Below are 16,510 nucleotides of genomic sequence, written 5' to 3' on the forward strand. Positions count from 1 at the left end.
CCCTCTAGTCTACTCGATTCTGTAATGGTGCTATTTGTAGTGCTTCGACCACGTCCTCCAGCTTCATGCCTCTTGAGGCTTTGAACAAGACAACGTCTCTGGGATGTAGTTTCTCCAGTAGATAACGGGTCATTTCTTCTTTATCTATAAAAGCATGCACAGCCTCTGCCGGCATATGCTTTCTTGCTCCTTCAGCAATATGTGCTGATAGCGGGCCATATACGAGCACCATGTCCATTTTGGCAGAGGTAATATACTCCCCAATTCCAAGATGCAGATTCTGCTCCTGAGGACCAAGTTCAAGCATATCACCAAGCACAGCCACTTTCATGCGGTATCCTTTCAGACCTTCTAGTACATCGATTGCGGCCTTCATGGAGGTTGGACTTGCATTGTATGCATCATTCAGCAAGGTTAGACCACTAACGCCTTGAGTAACCTCAATACGCATGCCTGTCAGTTTCAAGCGAGACAATCCCGCGGCAATCTGCTCCGTTGTCACTTTGAAATGACGGGCTACAGCCAAAGCAGCCAGACAGTTAACGACATTATGCGTTCCTAGCAGAGGTAGCGTAAATGCATGTTCTCCAGACTGTTTGGTGGTGAAAACTACGCCGTTCTGTGCATTCATAAGTCCGGTAGGATAGTCATCATTATCGGTTTGCAGACCAAATGTAAACCGCTGCAATCCATCAGGTTGTTTCGTTGCGGGCTCTTCAAGGACTTGTGCAATTAAAGGCTCGTCTCCGTTGTAGATCAGTAACCCGCCAGGCTTCAATCCCGCGGCAATCTCAGCTTTGGCTCTGGCAATCTCCAATCTGGACCCTAGCTGAAGCAGATGAGATTCACCAATATTGGTTATAATCGCTACATCTGGCTGAGCAATAACTGACAAATCGTTAATTTCCCCGCGACCACTCATACCCATCTCCAAAATGATAATCTCGGTATCCGGGTCCATGCTTAGTACAGTCAGTGGTAAACCAATGTGATTATTGAAGTTGCCTTGCGTCTTATGCACTTTGAACGTCGTTGAGAGAATGGCATCAACGATGTCCTTTGTTGTTGTCTTGCCGTTGCTGCCTGTAATGCCGACTACAGCCGCTTTATTCTCCGTTAGATAAGCAGATGCGAGTGCTTGCAGTGCAACAAGTGTGTCGTCAACAACAATGACAGCTCCTTGCGGCGGAATACCATGATCCTTTTGCCAGATCGCGCCTGCAGCCCCCTTCTCCAGACAGGCTTGCACAAATTCGTGTCCGTCAAACCTTTCACCCACTAGCGGGATAAACAAACTGCCTTCCAGAGGTTTACGCGAATCGGTAAACACTCCTTCCACCATTACATTGCCATGAGCAGCAACGTCACTTAATGTTCCTCCACACATCTCGGCCAATTGTGCCAATGTTCTTTTTATCAATTGGATTTGCCCCTTATCGCTTCTTTGGCTATGATTCGGTCATCAAAATCGGTTTTGGTTGTGCCGATAATCTGATAGGTCTCGTGACCCTTGCCCGCAATCAATACTACATCGGCTGGGCTTGCCATTTCAATAGCTTCATGAATCGCCTGGCGCCGATCCACAATCATCGTATAACGTTCAGCAGGAACGGATTCTTCAATCAGGCCCTGTTCAATGTCTTTGAGAATCAGATCCGGATCTTCTGTCCGTGGATTATCGGAAGTAACCAGTACAAAATCACTATAATTCGCAGCAATTTTCCCCATGAGAGGGCGTTTGGTACGGTCCCTGTCACCACCACAGCCAAACACACAGATCACACGTCCTTCGGCAAATTCCTTCACCGTCCGCAGCACATTCTCCAGTCCATCCGGTGTATGGGCATAATCGACAATAACAGCAAATGGCTGTCCTTCGTCCACTCCTTCAACACGTCCATCCACGCCCGGAACCGTCTCCAGACTGCGCTTGATCTCTTCCAGCGGAATACCTTCCACCAGCGCTGCAGAGATGGCTGCCATTGCATTGTACACATTGAATTTACCTACCATGCGCAATCGAATATCCGCGTTGCCTGCAAATGTATCCACATGGAAAGAAGTTCCCTGAGATGTAATTGAGATTTGGGATGCGCGTACATCCGCCTTTTCACCCATGCCATATGTAATCACTTCAGCCGCAGTCACAGAGATGAAATAAGCCGCAGCCGGATCATCTGCATTGATGACAGCGAATTTGCGCTGTGAAACATCTTCTGTATAACCGTTACCCAGACGTGCAAAGAACAATCCTTTGGCCCCGCGATATTCCTCCATGGAATGGTGGTAGTCCAGATGATCCTGCGTCAGGTTAGTGAATACCGCAGTACGGAAATTTGTTCCCTTTACTCGCCCTTGTTCCAATGCGTGAGAAGAAACTTCCATAACACAGCAGTCCGTACCCTTCTGAACCATATCATGCAGACTACGCTGCAGATCAAGCGCCTCTGGTGTTGTTCCTGACATCGGGTAGGTGCGACCGTCATACCGCATTTGAATAGTGCCGATCAATCCCGTCTTGCGTCCGTAATCACTCATGATTTTTTCAATCAAATAGGTGGTCGTTGTTTTTCCGTTCGTTCCCGTTACACCAATCATATTCATTTTTTGGCTTGGCGAGTCAAAAAAGAAATCTGCCAGAACAGCCATCGCAAACCGGCTGTCCTTCACCAGCAATTGTGGTACAGGCAGATCCAGCAGCCGTTCAACCACCAATGCGACTGCACCCGCATTTACAGCTTTTTCTGCATAATCATGACCATCTACCGTATGTCCCGGAAGACAGATAAACAGATCACCCGGTTTTACCTGCCGGGAATCTGTCTGAAGGTTTTGGCATTCTGTATTTGATTCGCCCACGAGGCGGGCGGTGGTCAGCATCGATGCAAATTGTTTTAAAAGCACATGAATAACCTCACTTTTCCAATTATACTTCTGTTTTAACATATGTCTGTATTTATTAATATCGTCAATACAACCCAATAATGAAACGCACTTGGATGAATTTTGTTGCGCTTGAAGCTCAAACTACCCCTAAGCCCTGTTATTCATCCTTTGTGTGATCATGTGCATCGTTCAGAACATCCCCCATATATATGCGGATGGTTGATCCCTGATCTACCCTCGCCCCAGGTTTGGGTGCCTGATTAATCACGTATTTACCACTGCCAGACTTCGCCAGCATAAAATTCATGTTCAGGTCTTCGTACAGATCTTCAACAGTAGCTCCTGTCAGGTCTGGGACTGTCACGATTTTGGTTTCACCATACTTGTATTCTTTGGCGACCTGATCCTTCCGAACAGGGACATTCATATAATGCAAAGCATCTTCAAGGATGTTCTGCACAATCGGGGCGGCAACCACACCTCCGAACTGAATTCCTTTGGGATTATCAACTGCCGTATAGACGACAATCTGTGGGTCATCTGCCGGTGCAAACCCGATAAAGGATACAATATGCTCAGTCGAGGAATAACGTCCGTTGATAACCTTCTGGGCTGTACCTGTTTTGCCACCGACCCGGTATCCATCAATGAATGCCGGACGCCCGGTACCTTTTGCGACAACACTCTCGAGTGCTTCACGTACTTGTTTGGATGTATTCTCCGAGATCACCTGACGAACCAGTTCCGGCTTGGCTTCTTCCATGACTTCTCCCGTGACCGGATGGACCCACGCTTTTGTAACATAAGGCTTGTAAAGTTTACCCCCATTGATGGCCGCTGACACAGCAGCTACTTGCTGAATGGGCGTTACCGATACGCCTTGACCAAAAGCCGTTGTTGCAAGCTCGACAGGTCCCACTCTGGACAGTTTGAACAGAATTCCACTGGCTTCTCCGCTGAGGTCAATCCCTGTTTTGGTACCAAAGCCGAAGTCTTTAATGTAGGAGAACAACGATTCTTTGCCGAGCCTCTGCCCCAAAGCCACAAAGCCCGGGTTACACGAGTTCTCAACCACCTGCAGGAAAGTTTGACTTCCGTGGCCGCCCTTTTTCCAGCAACGTAGACGGGCTCCACCCACCTCAACATATCCGGGATCAAAAAATTGATCCTGTTGCAGATTGACCTTTTTCTCTTCAAGCGCCGCCGCCAAGGTAATGATCTTAAATGTGGAACCCGGTTCGTAGGTCATCCAGATCGGCAAATTCCGATTGTATATCTCGGCTGGATATTGCTGATAATCGGCAGGTTCGTATCCCGGCCTGCTGGACATCCCCAAGATTTCACCCGTTTTGGGATTCATCGCTATGGCCAATGCTGAGTTCGCCTGGAACTTCACCATGGCCTGATCCAGTTCTCTCTCCATGATGGACTGAATGGATTTATCAATGGTCAGCTTGAGGTTAAGGCCGTCCTTCGGTTCCACATACTTCTCGGATGAGCCCGGCATTAGCCTTCCGGCCGCATCGGACAAGTAGGACACACTGCCATTCAAACCATTCAGCTTATCATCATATTTCTTCTCAACACCCGTTAAGCCCTGATTATCAATGCCCGTAAAACCAAGAATATGGGCAGCCAAATCGTCATAAGGATAAAAACGTTTATTGTCCTCAGCAACAACGATACCCGGAAGCTTCAAATCACGGATGCGCTGAGCTTTCTCCATCGTAATTTTGCGGCCGCCGGGTTGTAGTCGTACAATGAGTTCTCGTTTCTTGATGGTTGCCAGCACTTTTTCTTCCGTCATCCCAAGCAATGGGGCCAGCGCTTTAGCTGTCGATTCAGCTTCTTTAACCTGAGCCGGAATGGCCATAATGGTTGGTGTTGTCACATTATAGGCCAGAGAGGTTCCATTTCGATCCAGGATCTCCCCCCGCTTGGCTGAGTAAGGAATATTACGCCGCCAGGATTCTTCTGCTTTTGCTGACAATTCAGGGCCTTCCCCGAGCTGTACATAAGCAAGCCTGATCATCAGGGCCGAAAATAACAAAACTAAAATCATTAAACTCCATAGCAACCTGCGTCGCAGATTTACGCTTGATCCCTTCACGAAAAGATCCCCCCACTCGTCCCAAAATCATGACATTCGTTCCATTCATGAATATTCAGGACAACCGGGGGTTAGAACAAGCTGTCAGAGCTCTCTAAGGAAGCGAAGCTCCGTTTGTTGCTGGATCATCAGAGGATTCGGATTCATTGGCAGGAGCTTTGTTGTTATCTGTTTCTTCTGTTCCGTCTGTTTCGTCGGTTTTAGCTTCTCCGGCCGAAGCCTCTTGTTCCTTCACTTCAGCTTCTGACGACGGATCAGAAGAGATTGGAGCCTCATCGGCTATACCTGTCACTGCAGCTTTGGCAGTTTGCAAGTTCAACTGTACAGTTCTCTGCTCACCTGCGACCTGCTCCGTTTGCTTCACCACATAGCCCTCACCCTTGACCGTAACCCCCACCTTCATGAGAGAAAGTACTTCAAGGGCATCACGGAGAGATTCACCTGTTAGATCGGGAATCTTCATCTTGCTGCTTTCTTCCGTTAGCAGATAGATTCGTTGGCCTGGATTCATAGAGGCGCCAGCAACCGGATACTGCCGAATTACATTATCACCTTGACCAAGAGTCACATAAGCAATTCCTGCGCTTAGAAGCTGGCTTCTGGCTTGTTTGGCTGTCTTGCCACTCAAGTCAGGCGCCTTGGCTTGCACGACAGAGACTTCTTTTGACTTTTTGTCAGGAGTTTTGGCTGTATCTTTGGGTATTCCCATGTATTGAAGAGTCTGGCTGACAATCTTTTTGAACACCGGGGCAGCTGCGGTTCCTCCCCCAATGTTGGTTCCATCCGGTTGGTCAATGACAACAAGTATAGCAATCTTCGGATTATTCACGGGCGCGAATCCAATAAACGATACAACGTCTTTCGACTTGCTGTATGCTCCGTTAACAACTTTTCTTGCCGTACCTGTCTTACCAGCTACACGGTAACCTTCAATATAGGCGTTACGACCCGTACCAATCGTTTGGTCTGCAACGACTTGTTCCAGATAACCACTCACCAGTTTGGAAGATTCCTTGGAAATCACCTGACGAACAACTTTGGGTTTGATCACTTCCGTTGTCCCATCATTCGGGTTCTTGATCTCCTTCACCAGATGTGGCTCCAGCAATTTGCCGCCGTTGGCAATCGCAGAGATTGCTGCGACCTGTTGAATTGGTGTTACCTGTACAAGACCGTGTCCGTAAGCAGCAGTAGCAATCTCGGATTTGTAAACCAGTGGCTTGATCGGGGACGCTGCCTCGTTCGGCAGATCAATACCCGTCTTTTTGCCGAAACCGAATTCGTCTATGTAATGACGCAGACGTTCACCGCCAAGCATGTTGTAACCCAAGTTAACAAAAGCAATGTTACTTGACCGTTTAACACCTTCTAGATACGAGATCCAACCATAGGCATGACCATTATCACTAATGGGGAAACCACCGATATACATGCGTTTGGATTCAAAACTTGCATTGGGATCGAAAAGTTTTTCTTCAACAGCCCCTGCTAGCGTAACTATTTTGAATGTACTCCCTGGCTCATAGATGGATTGCGTAGCATGGTTAATAAAATTTCTTTGATCAGGTGTACTTCCATACGTATTTGGGTTAAAGGTTGGCCAGTTCGCCATCCCTAGAATCTCCATCGTATTTGGGTCCGCAGCAATGACCGTCATGCTCAATGGATTATACTTGGCAACGGCTTCTTTCATTGCATCCTCAATGTAGAACTGGATCGTATCATCGATGGTCAGCGTAAGGTTCTTACCGTTCTGAGGTGGCAGATAGTTATCCTGTGAATCCGGAAGTTTGATGCCTTTGGCATCTTTCTGATAATTCAGATATCCATCTGTACCTGTCAGTGCTTCATCATATGAGACTTCAAGTCCATTGACAGCTTTCCCATCACGGCTCATATATCCCAAGAGGTGAGAAGCAAGTGTTTCTTCAGGGTAAAAACGCTTCGACTCCTGAGCCATCACAATTGCATTACGCGCCTTATATTCATCTTGCAGTTCTTCACGCAACTCGTTGACTTGTGCCGCAAGTTCAGGACTTATTTTATATCCTTCACTGCGTACTTCACGCTGTTGAAAAAACTCACCATCTTTTTTCTTCGCTGTGACCAAAGCACGCATCTCACTCTCATTTTTCCCAAGAAGGGCAGAGAGTTTCTCCGTAACAACATCCTGGATTCCGAGTTCATTAATTAATAACGGATTAACGGAAACCGTATACGCAGGCGCGTCAGTAGCCAAAATGTTACCGTTTCGATCCGTAATCGTTCCACGTGCAGCCTTAATCGTCTGTTCCCGCTCTACCAAACCGGCTGCCCGTTCCTGCCATACACCGCCATTCACAACTTGAATGAAAAAGATTCGGGTTACGAGTACAAGAAAAAAGAGGGTAATACATCCCCCTATAAGCAACGTGCGCATCTTTATTCTTTTTATCATCGGAACACCTCTTTACTTACTGCTTGCTGTATTCGAGGACGACTCAGTACCAGTTGAATTCGTACTTGTTGAGCGAGGTACATAAATGACATCCTTACCGGATGCTTCAACGTAACCAAGTTGTTTTGCATTTTCGATGACCTGGTTGTTCAATGTTTCTTTTTCCACCTGCAGGTCTGCAATCGTCTTTTCATACCCTTTGATATCCGAAATAGTGGACTGAGCCTGCTTGTTCAGATCATAGATATGAGCATAACGAGACATCAAGGCTCCTCCAACCAGGATAACTGCAAATAAGGTAATCAGATACAGAATCTTCTCGCGTGCCGGAAGACCCGTACGACGGGTCACCACTTTGGTGGTTTCTTTGTATCGTTGCTGGGTCACACGTTCCTGGGACGCTTTTTCTTTTACAGCGAGATTACCACGTGTATATGCCATACTCCGATTCTCTCCTCCACTCTTGATCTACAATTTCTCGGCTACGCGCAGCTTGGCTGAACGAGCACGTGAATTTTCGGTCAATTCCGTTTCCGTTGGAATCAACGGTTTTCTGTTAACTAAACGCAGGGTCCCTTTGCCGCCGCATACACACAACGGAAAATCGGGTGGACATGTACATTTTTCCAGATAACTGCTGAAAATCTGTTTACATATCCGATCCTCAAGGGAGTGGAAGGTAATAACAGATACACGTCCTCCTGGTGCCAGACAACGAACAGCCTGATGCAAGCCTTCTTCAAAAGCACCCAACTCATCGTTGACGGCAATGCGTAATGCCTGGAAGCTACGTTTGGCAGGATGTCCACCCGTACGGCGAGCTGCCGCCGGGATGCCTTCCTTGATCAGTTCCACGAGTTCACCTGTCGTCTCAATGGTAGACTGCGCTCGTTTTCCGACGATAACACGGGCAATTCTTCTCGAAAACTTCTCTTCACCATAGCGATACAAAATTCGAGCAATCTCTTCTTCTGGCCACTCATTCACAATCTCTTTGGCCGTCAGCATTGCATCCTGGTCCATTCGCATATCGAGCGGAGCATCGTGATTGTAGCTGAATCCACGTTCTCCTTCATCAAATTGCGGAGATGACACACCCAAGTCGTACAAAATACCGTCGACCTGTGGTGCACCATCCTTCATTGGTACATCCAGATCCTTGAGTACCTGTTCCAGATCTCGAAAATTGGTTTTCACCAATGTTACACGTTCTCCATAAGCTGCGAGCTTCTCGCGAGCATTATCCAAAGCCCAATCATCCTGATCAAGTGCGATCAGACGTCCCCCTGGACCGAGCTTGGAAGCAATCACGGAGCTATGTCCGCCACCGCCTAAAGTGCAGTCCACGTATATACCGTCCTGCTTGATGTTTAATCCCTCTGTTGCCTCTTCTTTGAGTACGGTTATGTGGTGAAACAACCTGCACCCCTCCTGACTTTATAAATCAAAATTAAAATCGACCAGCTTTTCGGCAATGTCGTTGAATGCTTCTTCGGATTGATTGAAATAACTCTCCCATATGCCTTTGCTCCAAATCTCCACCCGGTTTGACACGCCAAGAACAACACAATCCTTGTCCAGCTTGGCATACTCTCTTAAATTGCCCGGCAGATTTACCCTGCCCTGTTTGTCCAGTTCACATTCGGTTGCACCCGAGAAAAAAAAACGGGTAAACGCACGTGCATCAGATTTCATCAATGGCAGTGCTTTGAGCTTCTGTTCCATGACCCCCCACTCCTCCATGGGGTACACGAAAAGACACTGGTCCAAACCCCGTGTGACAACGAAAGACGGTCCCAGAGATTCGCGGAATTTAGCCGGAATGATAACCCGACCCTTATCATCAATGCTATGTTGGAACTCCCCCATAAACATTGGCCCACTCACTCCTCACCCGTTTCTCCCACTTTGCCCCACTTTCCACCACCTAAGCATAATAGATTCGCACAAAAAAATCAAAACCCTTCTTGCATGACTTGATTTTTTAATTTTTCAGCATAAAAAAACGCCCTTGATCCTGTCACTCAGGATCAAAGACGCTTCCCTTAAACGGGCAATCGTATGTCTACCCGCACATGAGCCATATCATCAATAAACCATTCTATACCTATTGAACCATTTCATCAGCTTGTAATTATTGGATAAAGCTTAAAATTTCCAGCTATCCAGGTATTTCTCTTGCTCAGCTGACAAGGAGTCGATGCCAATATTCAGGCTTTCAAGTTTATAGCTGGCAACTTGCTGGTCAATATCATAAGGTACATTAACAACGTTTTTACCCAAGTTTTCATAATTCTCACTTACATAACGCAGACCAAGTGCCTGCAGAGCAAACGTCGTATCCATGATTTCGGCAGGGTGACCATCTGCTGCGCCCAGGTTTACAAGACGACCTTCTGCAAGAAGGTACATTTTACGACCGTCTTTAAAACGATATTCCTCAATGTTGCGACGAACTGTGCGAATCGATTCGGAACGTTTAGCCAATTCAGGTTTATTCACTTCAACATCAAAGTGACCTGCATTACTCAGGATCGCTCCGTCCTTCATCACATCGTAATGCTCACCTGTGATAACATCCTTATTGCCTGTAACTGCAATAAAGAAATCACCCAATTTGGCGGCTTCCACCATCGTCATGACCCGGAACCCATCCATGTGTGCTTCTACCGCTTTGATTGGATCGATCTCGGTTACGATCACATTTGCACCAAGACCTTTGGCGCGCATCGCTACACCTTTACCACACCAGCCATAACCTGCTACCACTACGTTTTTACCAGCGATAACCAGGTTGGTTGTACGAATAATCCCGTCGAATGCAGATTGTCCCGTACCGTAGCGATTGTCAAACAGATACTTGCAGTATGCGTCATTAACCGCAACCATCGGAAACTTCAATTGGCCTTCTTTCGCCAATGCTTTCAAACGAATAATACCCGTTGTCGTTTCTTCTGCTCCTCCGCGAATTGTTGCTGCGAGGTCAGGGCGCTCGGATGCAATAATGGTTGCAAAGTCTCCACCATCATCAATAATGAGATCAGGCTTCACCTCAAGCGCACGCAGTTGCAATGATTTGAATTCCGCCGGCTCCGGATTGTACTTCGCATACACCGTAACGCCGTCTTCCACCAATGCTGCGCAAACATCATCTTGTGTAGACAATGGATTGCTATGCGTAATTGTTACTTCTGCACCACCCGCTTGGATCACTTTTGCCAAGTAAGCTGTTTTCGCTTCCAGATGAAGACAAATCGCAACCTTCAAACCTTTGAAGGGCAGATCCTGTTCGAACTGGCGACGAATGCGGTTCAGTACCGGCATATGCGCTTCTACCCAATCAATTTTCAGGTGACCCTCTGAAGCGAGTCCCATATCTTTAACAATACTGTTTTGCAATGCAGGTGTAGTCATTTCATATCCTCCTCATTTATGTGTTTCTTCTATTATAAAGGGCTCTACAGTGCAATAACCTTATGCTCTCCAAGGAATTCACTTGAGTCCTTAATCAGTTCATCGATCCACTCGGTGCCATAACGATTCAGGTAAAAGAGTGCATTATGTACTCGTTCCTGTGGTTTGCCCGTTGGGAATAAGGAGTTCTGAATGCCGTTCCAGTGCCTTAGACTCACATTGTGTTTATCTTCGATAGCTTTGTGAGTCTGCTGTTTCAGATACTGCATTTGCTCGTTGATTTTACTCAAATTGGTATCGCCAATTCGTTCCAGCCCCGGATGAATCTCCGCGATCTCATCAAGCAACGGTCCATACAGATCAAGAAACGCTTCCTGAACCTTGTCAAACTGTTCATCTACCTGGAACGTCTCCTGCTGTGCGAGCCACTGCTCTTTCTTTTCTTCCATATGATATTGAACATCCTGAAAAGAAAGTCCATATTGTTTCATATGTTTGTGATGAATATCTTCCATAATGGTGAAAGACAACCGCGGCAACAAAATGGGCATTTGCAGTCCGAACTGACGGAATGCTTCCCGAGTCAAACCCCAATATGCAATTTCACCTTGCCCCAAAATAACTGCGGCTACAGGCAGCACGGAATCTTGCATTAATGGTCGTGTCAATACGTTGTTACTGAAGCGCTCCGGATGTTCTCCCAGTTCCTGAAGCAAACGTTCCTCTGTGAAAGAAACCAAACCTTTGCGATCACTATATAACCCGTCCTTCAACAACAAGAGTAGACGCGCACCTTCATGAATGTAGAACAGATTGGCTCCATCCTCTGCTACTTCGGCAGGCATAGCATAACCAGCTTGTTGTACCAGCGAAGCACCTTGTGTGTATGCGCTGCGCAGCACTTCATTTTTTCGTATCAACCGCTCAAACACGGGCTGTTCCAATCTGCGTAAATCTGGATCCGATGCATCCATTAGAACAAGTCCACTGCTGGCAAACAAGGCAGATATCATGCGGGCAAATGCATCACTCAGATTTGAACTAGATTGATGGATCTCTGTGATACATTTCATCAGTCCTGGTTTATGTATCGTATCAGGTAAAAGATGTTCCACCTGTTCGAGTACATTCATCCACTGCTGCGTATCCACATGAACATTACTCACAGAATCCCTTCCTGCGAATCGCCCTTGTAACTTAACCTTCTTCATGTCTCCCTGATGATCAGGCAAATATGTGTGGTTAACCTCATCCCAGTCATGGTCTTCACCGGCAATCCAAAATACTGGGACTACCGGGCGTTGAAGTCTTTCTTCCGCTTCACGCGCAGCTGCCACTACACTGGCGGCTTTGTATATGACGAACAGTGGTCCGGTGAGCAGACCGCTCTGCTGTCCTCCTGTAACCACTAGTGCATCTTGTTCTGCAAGACGTGTGATGGACGCATGAACCTCTCCATGGTCGTTCACCCGCTTATTATATATACGTAAATACTCTGCCAGATCACGACGATCGATACGTGTGTTTTCCGATTGGTCCAGCCACTCGGCACGCGCCTGAAGTCCTGATTCCCAGCGAATGTCATACTCGTAAAGGCCACGCGCAGCATCTCTTGAACAGATATAATCTTCTGCAAGTCTTGATCCGCTGCGGAGTGCCTCGGTAATACCGTTCATGAGGTCTGCCTCCTATTCTGCTTCAAAGAGCCTTTCTTGATTGTACCGAATTCAAGGCCGCTTCGTCAAAAGAAAGTGATTAAAATACGAAAAAAACCGCCGAACAAGTCGGCGGCTCTTAATACATCAATAATAGCATATCGCTTTAAGGTTCCTGTTATACGTAAGGTTCTGCAACCCAGTGACCTTTGGAAACCTCAATCAATTGAGCATTTTCCAGGTTGTACGGGTCATTTGCAGGACCACCAGATCCATTCTGAATCGGGCTCATATGCTCTTCCGGCAGCAAGATGCGACGTTTGTTCGCTTCCACTTCCGGATCAGGTACAGGGATTGCTGAGAGCAATGTTTTGGTATAAGGGTGGATAGGGTTCGCATACAGTTCTTCACTTTCTGCGAGCTCAACCACTTTACCCATGTACATTACAGCGACACGGTCACTGATATGTTTAACCATCGACAAGTCATGCGCGATAAACAGGTAAGTCAAGCCGAGACGTTGCTGAAGTTCTTCAAGCAATTTCACGACCTGCGCCTGAATGGATACATCCAGTGCAGACAATGGCTCATCACAGATGATGAATTTAGGGTCTACAGCAAGTGCACGCGCAATCCCGATCCGTTGTCTTTGACCACCGGAGAATTCATGTGGATAACGAAGAGCATGACTTGGATTCAAACCTACCAGATCAAGCAGTTCCTCCACTCGTCTCTTGCGCTCTTTAGAGCTGGAAGCCAGACCATGAATATCGAGGGACTCCCCGATAATATCCATAACATTGAAACGCGGGTTAAGAGATGCATATGGATCTTGGAAGATCATCTGCATATCTTTACGCATTTCTTTCATTTTGCGCGGGGACAACTTGTAGATATCCGTTCCGTTGAAGTTAACATTTCCGCCAGTTGGCTCATAAAGACGCAGAATCGTACGACCTGTTGTGGATTTACCACAGCCAGACTCGCCTACAACGCCAAGTGTTTCACCTTCAAAGATATCAAAGCTTACGTCATTGACCGCTTTGAGAATGTTACCTTTACCCAAATTAAAGTACTGTTTCAAGTTTTTCACTTGTACCAGAGGCTTATTGCTGCCTTTGATAATACCAGCCGGAGCTGGTTTTTCCTTTTTGGGCTCGTCCAGACGAGGCAAAGCATTCAGCAATTTAATGGTGTATGGATGTTGAGGGTTACTAAAGATTTCAGCAGTTGTTCCTGTTTCAACAACTTCGCCTTCCTTCATAACAACAACACGGTCACACATACCCGCTACGACACCAAGGTCATGCGTAATCAGCATGATCGATGTTCCCAGCTTTTGCTGCATGTCTTTCATGACATCCAGAATTTGAGCCTGAATTGTAACGTCAAGTGCAGTTGTCGGTTCATCCGCTATCAGAAGGGATGGACGACATGCAAGTGCGATCGCAATCATGGCACGCTGACGCATACCACCAGAGAATTGGTGTGGATAATGATTCATGCGAATAGCCGCATTTTTAATACCTACAAGTTCAAGCATCTCCAAAGCCGCTTTATTCGCCGCTTGTTTGGACATGTTCTGGTGCTTGCGCAATACTTCGGTAATTTGTTTACCAATTTTAATGGTAGGATTCAATGAAGTCATTGGATCTTGGAAGATCATACCGATATCTTTACCACGAATCGCTTCCATTTGTTTGTCTGTCTTATTCAGCAGGTCTTGCCCGTGAAAAGTAATTTCTCCGCTTTTGACCTTCGAAGGCGGGGAGGGAATCAATTTCATGATGGTTTGGGCGGTAACACTCTTACCACTACCCGATTCACCTACGATCCCCAGCGTCTCTCCTTTGCCAAGTTCAAAACTCACATGTTTAACGGCATCAAATTCACCAGAACGTGTTGAGAACGACACACTCAGGTCTTTGACAGTTAAAATCGGCTCCATAATCCCACCTCCTGTTTCTATTTACGTAATTTCGGATCGAGTGCGTCACGCAGACCGTCTCCGAGCAAGTTAAATGCAAGCATTGTAAGAACCATCAGACCTGCTGGGAACCACATCCGCCACGGGAATAGCGTCCAGCCTGTAAGTGCATCATTGATCATAGAACCTAGTGAAGATCTTGGTGCTGATACACCCAATCCAAGGAAGCTCAGGAACGCTTCGGCAAAGATTGCATTTGGAATGGACAACGTCAATGTTACAAGAATCGGTCCTATTGCATTGGGCAACAAATGACGGAACAATTGACGCCCTGTGCTTGCTCCCATGGACCTTGCAGCAAGAATAAAGTCTCTGTTTTTGAGTTGCATAATTTCACCACGCACAATCCATGACATGCTGATCCAGCCTGTGATGGTGAGGGCAATGATAATCGTTGTTAGACTTGGTTCCAGTACAACCAGCAACAAAATTACAACAAGCATGTACGGCAAGGAGTAGAGGATTTCAGAAAACTTGTTCATAATTCCATCTACACGTCCACCGTAGAAACCCATGATCGCTCCATAAATAACCCCGATAACAAGGTCAATCAAGGCTGCGGCCAAACCTACAGTAAGGGATACACGTGCTCCTACCCAAGTTCTTACCCACACGTCGCGACCAAGCTCGTCCGTACCGAACCAGTGCTCCGCACTCGGTGCTGCATTGGCATTCAACAAATCATTGGAATAATAATTATAACTTGTAAACAAAGAAGTTGGACCAATCAAAGAGAAAATCACGACAAGAACCAACACGCTCAGACTGATCATTGCAGCCTTATTGGTTGCAAGTCTGTACATGGCATCTTTAAAAAGGGATACACTTTCTTGCGGTTTAACCGCTGCCTGACTAGTCAGGTTCGTGTTCGCCGTTTCATTCTTTTTATTATTCGTGCCAGACAACGTTATGCCCCCTTCCGGCTTTCCAGCTTAATTCTAGGATCAATCAGCACGTAAGCGATATCCGTAAAGAAACGAGCCAACATCAGGAGGATACCATAGAAAATTGTAATCCCCATGATCATAGTGTAATCACGGTTTGTGATACTCTCTACGAATACTTTACCAATTCCCCCGATGTTAAAGATCTGTTCAATTACAACGGAACCTGTGATGATATTCGCTGTCATTGGACCAACATAAGTTACTACTGGTAGAATACCGTTTCTTACAACGTGTTTAAACATAATTGCAGGCCATTTCAGACCTTTGGCTTTAGCTGTTTTGATATAATCTGCATGTAAGACTTCAAGCATGCTCGAACGCGTCAAACGAGCGATAAAAGCAATTGGAGATGCAGATAACGCTGCAACCGGAAGAACGTAATCCAATGGACCATCAAAGCCCATAACGTTAAACCAGCCTAATTTAGTAGCAAAGAGATACTGCAATAGTGACGCAAGCAAGAAGCTCGGAACAGCTATACCTATGACAGCCAGGATCATCGTGATATCATCAATGAGTTTACGATGGTAAACTGCAGCAATAAGCCCCAGCAGAACACCCACGATAATGGAGATAACAATTGCAAACACTCCAAGCTTCAACGAAGCGGTGAATGTTTCGCCGATCATTCCGGCTACATCTCGATTGAGATATTTCATTGAGACTCCGAAATCTCCCTTAAGGATTCCACCCATATACTTCAGGTATTGTTCATACATCGGTTTGTCCAATCCATACTTCTGTTCCAGCAAGACCCGAATTTCAGGCGATACTTTTTTCTCGGATGTAAAAGGGTCACCCGGAATAGCCTTCATCAGGAAGAAGGTTGCAGATGCGAGTATGAAAAGCGATAGCAGCATAAATAATAGTTTTTTCAACACATACTTAACCAACCCTTGCACACCTCCACAAACAATATTTTGTATACAAATCGATTGTAGAATTAGACAGAAATAAAGTCCAATCCATTTATCGGAAATTTCAAGAATTATAAGGAAAATCGGTGCACATACAAAAAATCGGGATATATATGGAATTCCACATATATATCCCGAAGTATTCATATTAGACTTC

Annotated in this window: 12 protein-coding genes; all 12 read right to left on the reverse strand. The window is 46.2% G+C overall.

The window, feature by feature from the left end:
- Window positions 1–4 precede the first annotated feature (4 nt).
- The 12 genes from murF to MHB43_RS22650 all read right to left on the reverse strand — a co-directional run bounded on the left by murF (window position 5) and on the right by MHB43_RS22650 (window position 16,329).
- A complete protein-coding gene (murF, locus tag MHB43_RS22595) occupies window positions 5–1,417 on the reverse strand; it encodes a UDP-N-acetylmuramoyl-tripeptide--D-alanyl-D-alanine ligase (RefSeq protein ID WP_339185426.1) in 1,413 nt (470 codons plus the stop codon).
- Window positions 1,417–2,904 carry a UDP-N-acetylmuramoyl-L-alanyl-D-glutamate--2,6-diaminopimelate ligase gene (locus tag MHB43_RS22600; protein WP_339185427.1) on the reverse strand — a complete coding sequence of 496 codons (1,488 nt, stop codon included), beginning with the start codon at window positions 2,902–2,904 and terminating at the stop codon, window positions 1,417–1,419. Before MHB43_RS22600 ends, murF begins: the two co-directional genes overlap by 1 nt.
- A gap of 139 nt (window positions 2,905–3,043) precedes the next feature.
- Window positions 3,044–4,996 carry a stage V sporulation protein D gene (locus tag MHB43_RS22605; RefSeq protein ID WP_237174383.1) on the reverse strand — a complete coding sequence of 651 codons (1,953 nt, stop codon included), beginning with the start codon at window positions 4,994–4,996 and terminating at the stop codon, window positions 3,044–3,046.
- A gap of 94 nt (window positions 4,997–5,090) precedes the next feature.
- The gene (locus MHB43_RS22610) at window positions 5,091–7,433 is read right to left on the reverse strand and encodes a penicillin-binding transpeptidase domain-containing protein (protein WP_339177980.1); all 2,343 of its coding nucleotides are present in this window, start codon (window positions 7,431–7,433) and stop codon (window positions 5,091–5,093) included.
- Window positions 7,434–7,445: 12 nt separating this feature from the next.
- Window positions 7,446–7,874, reverse strand: coding sequence for a hypothetical protein (locus MHB43_RS22615; protein WP_339177983.1), 429 nt, complete (start codon window positions 7,872–7,874; stop codon window positions 7,446–7,448).
- Window positions 7,875–7,901: 27 nt separating this feature from the next.
- The gene (gene rsmH / locus MHB43_RS22620) at window positions 7,902–8,852 is read right to left on the reverse strand and encodes a 16S rRNA (cytosine(1402)-N(4))-methyltransferase RsmH (RefSeq protein ID WP_036614882.1); all 951 of its coding nucleotides are present in this window, start codon (window positions 8,850–8,852) and stop codon (window positions 7,902–7,904) included.
- Between the two features lie 18 nt (window positions 8,853–8,870).
- Window positions 8,871–9,308 (reverse strand): division/cell wall cluster transcriptional repressor MraZ, encoded by a 438-nt coding sequence (gene mraZ, locus MHB43_RS22625; protein WP_017687291.1) that lies wholly within the window; start codon window positions 9,306–9,308, stop codon window positions 8,871–8,873.
- 273 nt (window positions 9,309–9,581) lie between these two features.
- Window positions 9,582–10,847, reverse strand: coding sequence for an adenosylhomocysteinase (locus tag MHB43_RS22630; protein ID WP_047843755.1), 1,266 nt, complete (start codon window positions 10,845–10,847; stop codon window positions 9,582–9,584).
- Window positions 10,848–10,891: 44 nt separating this feature from the next.
- Window positions 10,892–12,523: a bacillithiol biosynthesis cysteine-adding enzyme BshC gene (gene bshC / locus MHB43_RS22635; protein ID WP_405130468.1), complete on the reverse strand. Its 1,632-nt coding sequence runs from the start codon at window positions 12,521–12,523 to the stop codon at window positions 10,892–10,894.
- Between the two features lie 157 nt (window positions 12,524–12,680).
- The gene (locus MHB43_RS22640; protein WP_091028470.1) at window positions 12,681–14,450 is read right to left on the reverse strand and encodes an ABC transporter ATP-binding protein; all 1,770 of its coding nucleotides are present in this window, start codon (window positions 14,448–14,450) and stop codon (window positions 12,681–12,683) included.
- A 17-nt stretch (window positions 14,451–14,467) separates the two neighbouring features.
- The gene (locus MHB43_RS22645; RefSeq protein WP_370511422.1) at window positions 14,468–15,349 is read right to left on the reverse strand and encodes an ABC transporter permease; all 882 of its coding nucleotides are present in this window, start codon (window positions 15,347–15,349) and stop codon (window positions 14,468–14,470) included.
- Between the two features lie 47 nt (window positions 15,350–15,396).
- Entirely contained in the window at window positions 15,397–16,329 is a 933-nt protein-coding gene (locus MHB43_RS22650; protein WP_076211567.1) for an ABC transporter permease, read from the reverse strand.
- Window positions 16,330–16,510: the final 181 nt, after the last annotated feature.

Source organism: Paenibacillus sp. FSL H8-0317, assembly GCF_045040685.1.
Classification (GTDB): domain Bacteria; phylum Bacillota; class Bacilli; order Paenibacillales; family Paenibacillaceae; genus Paenibacillus.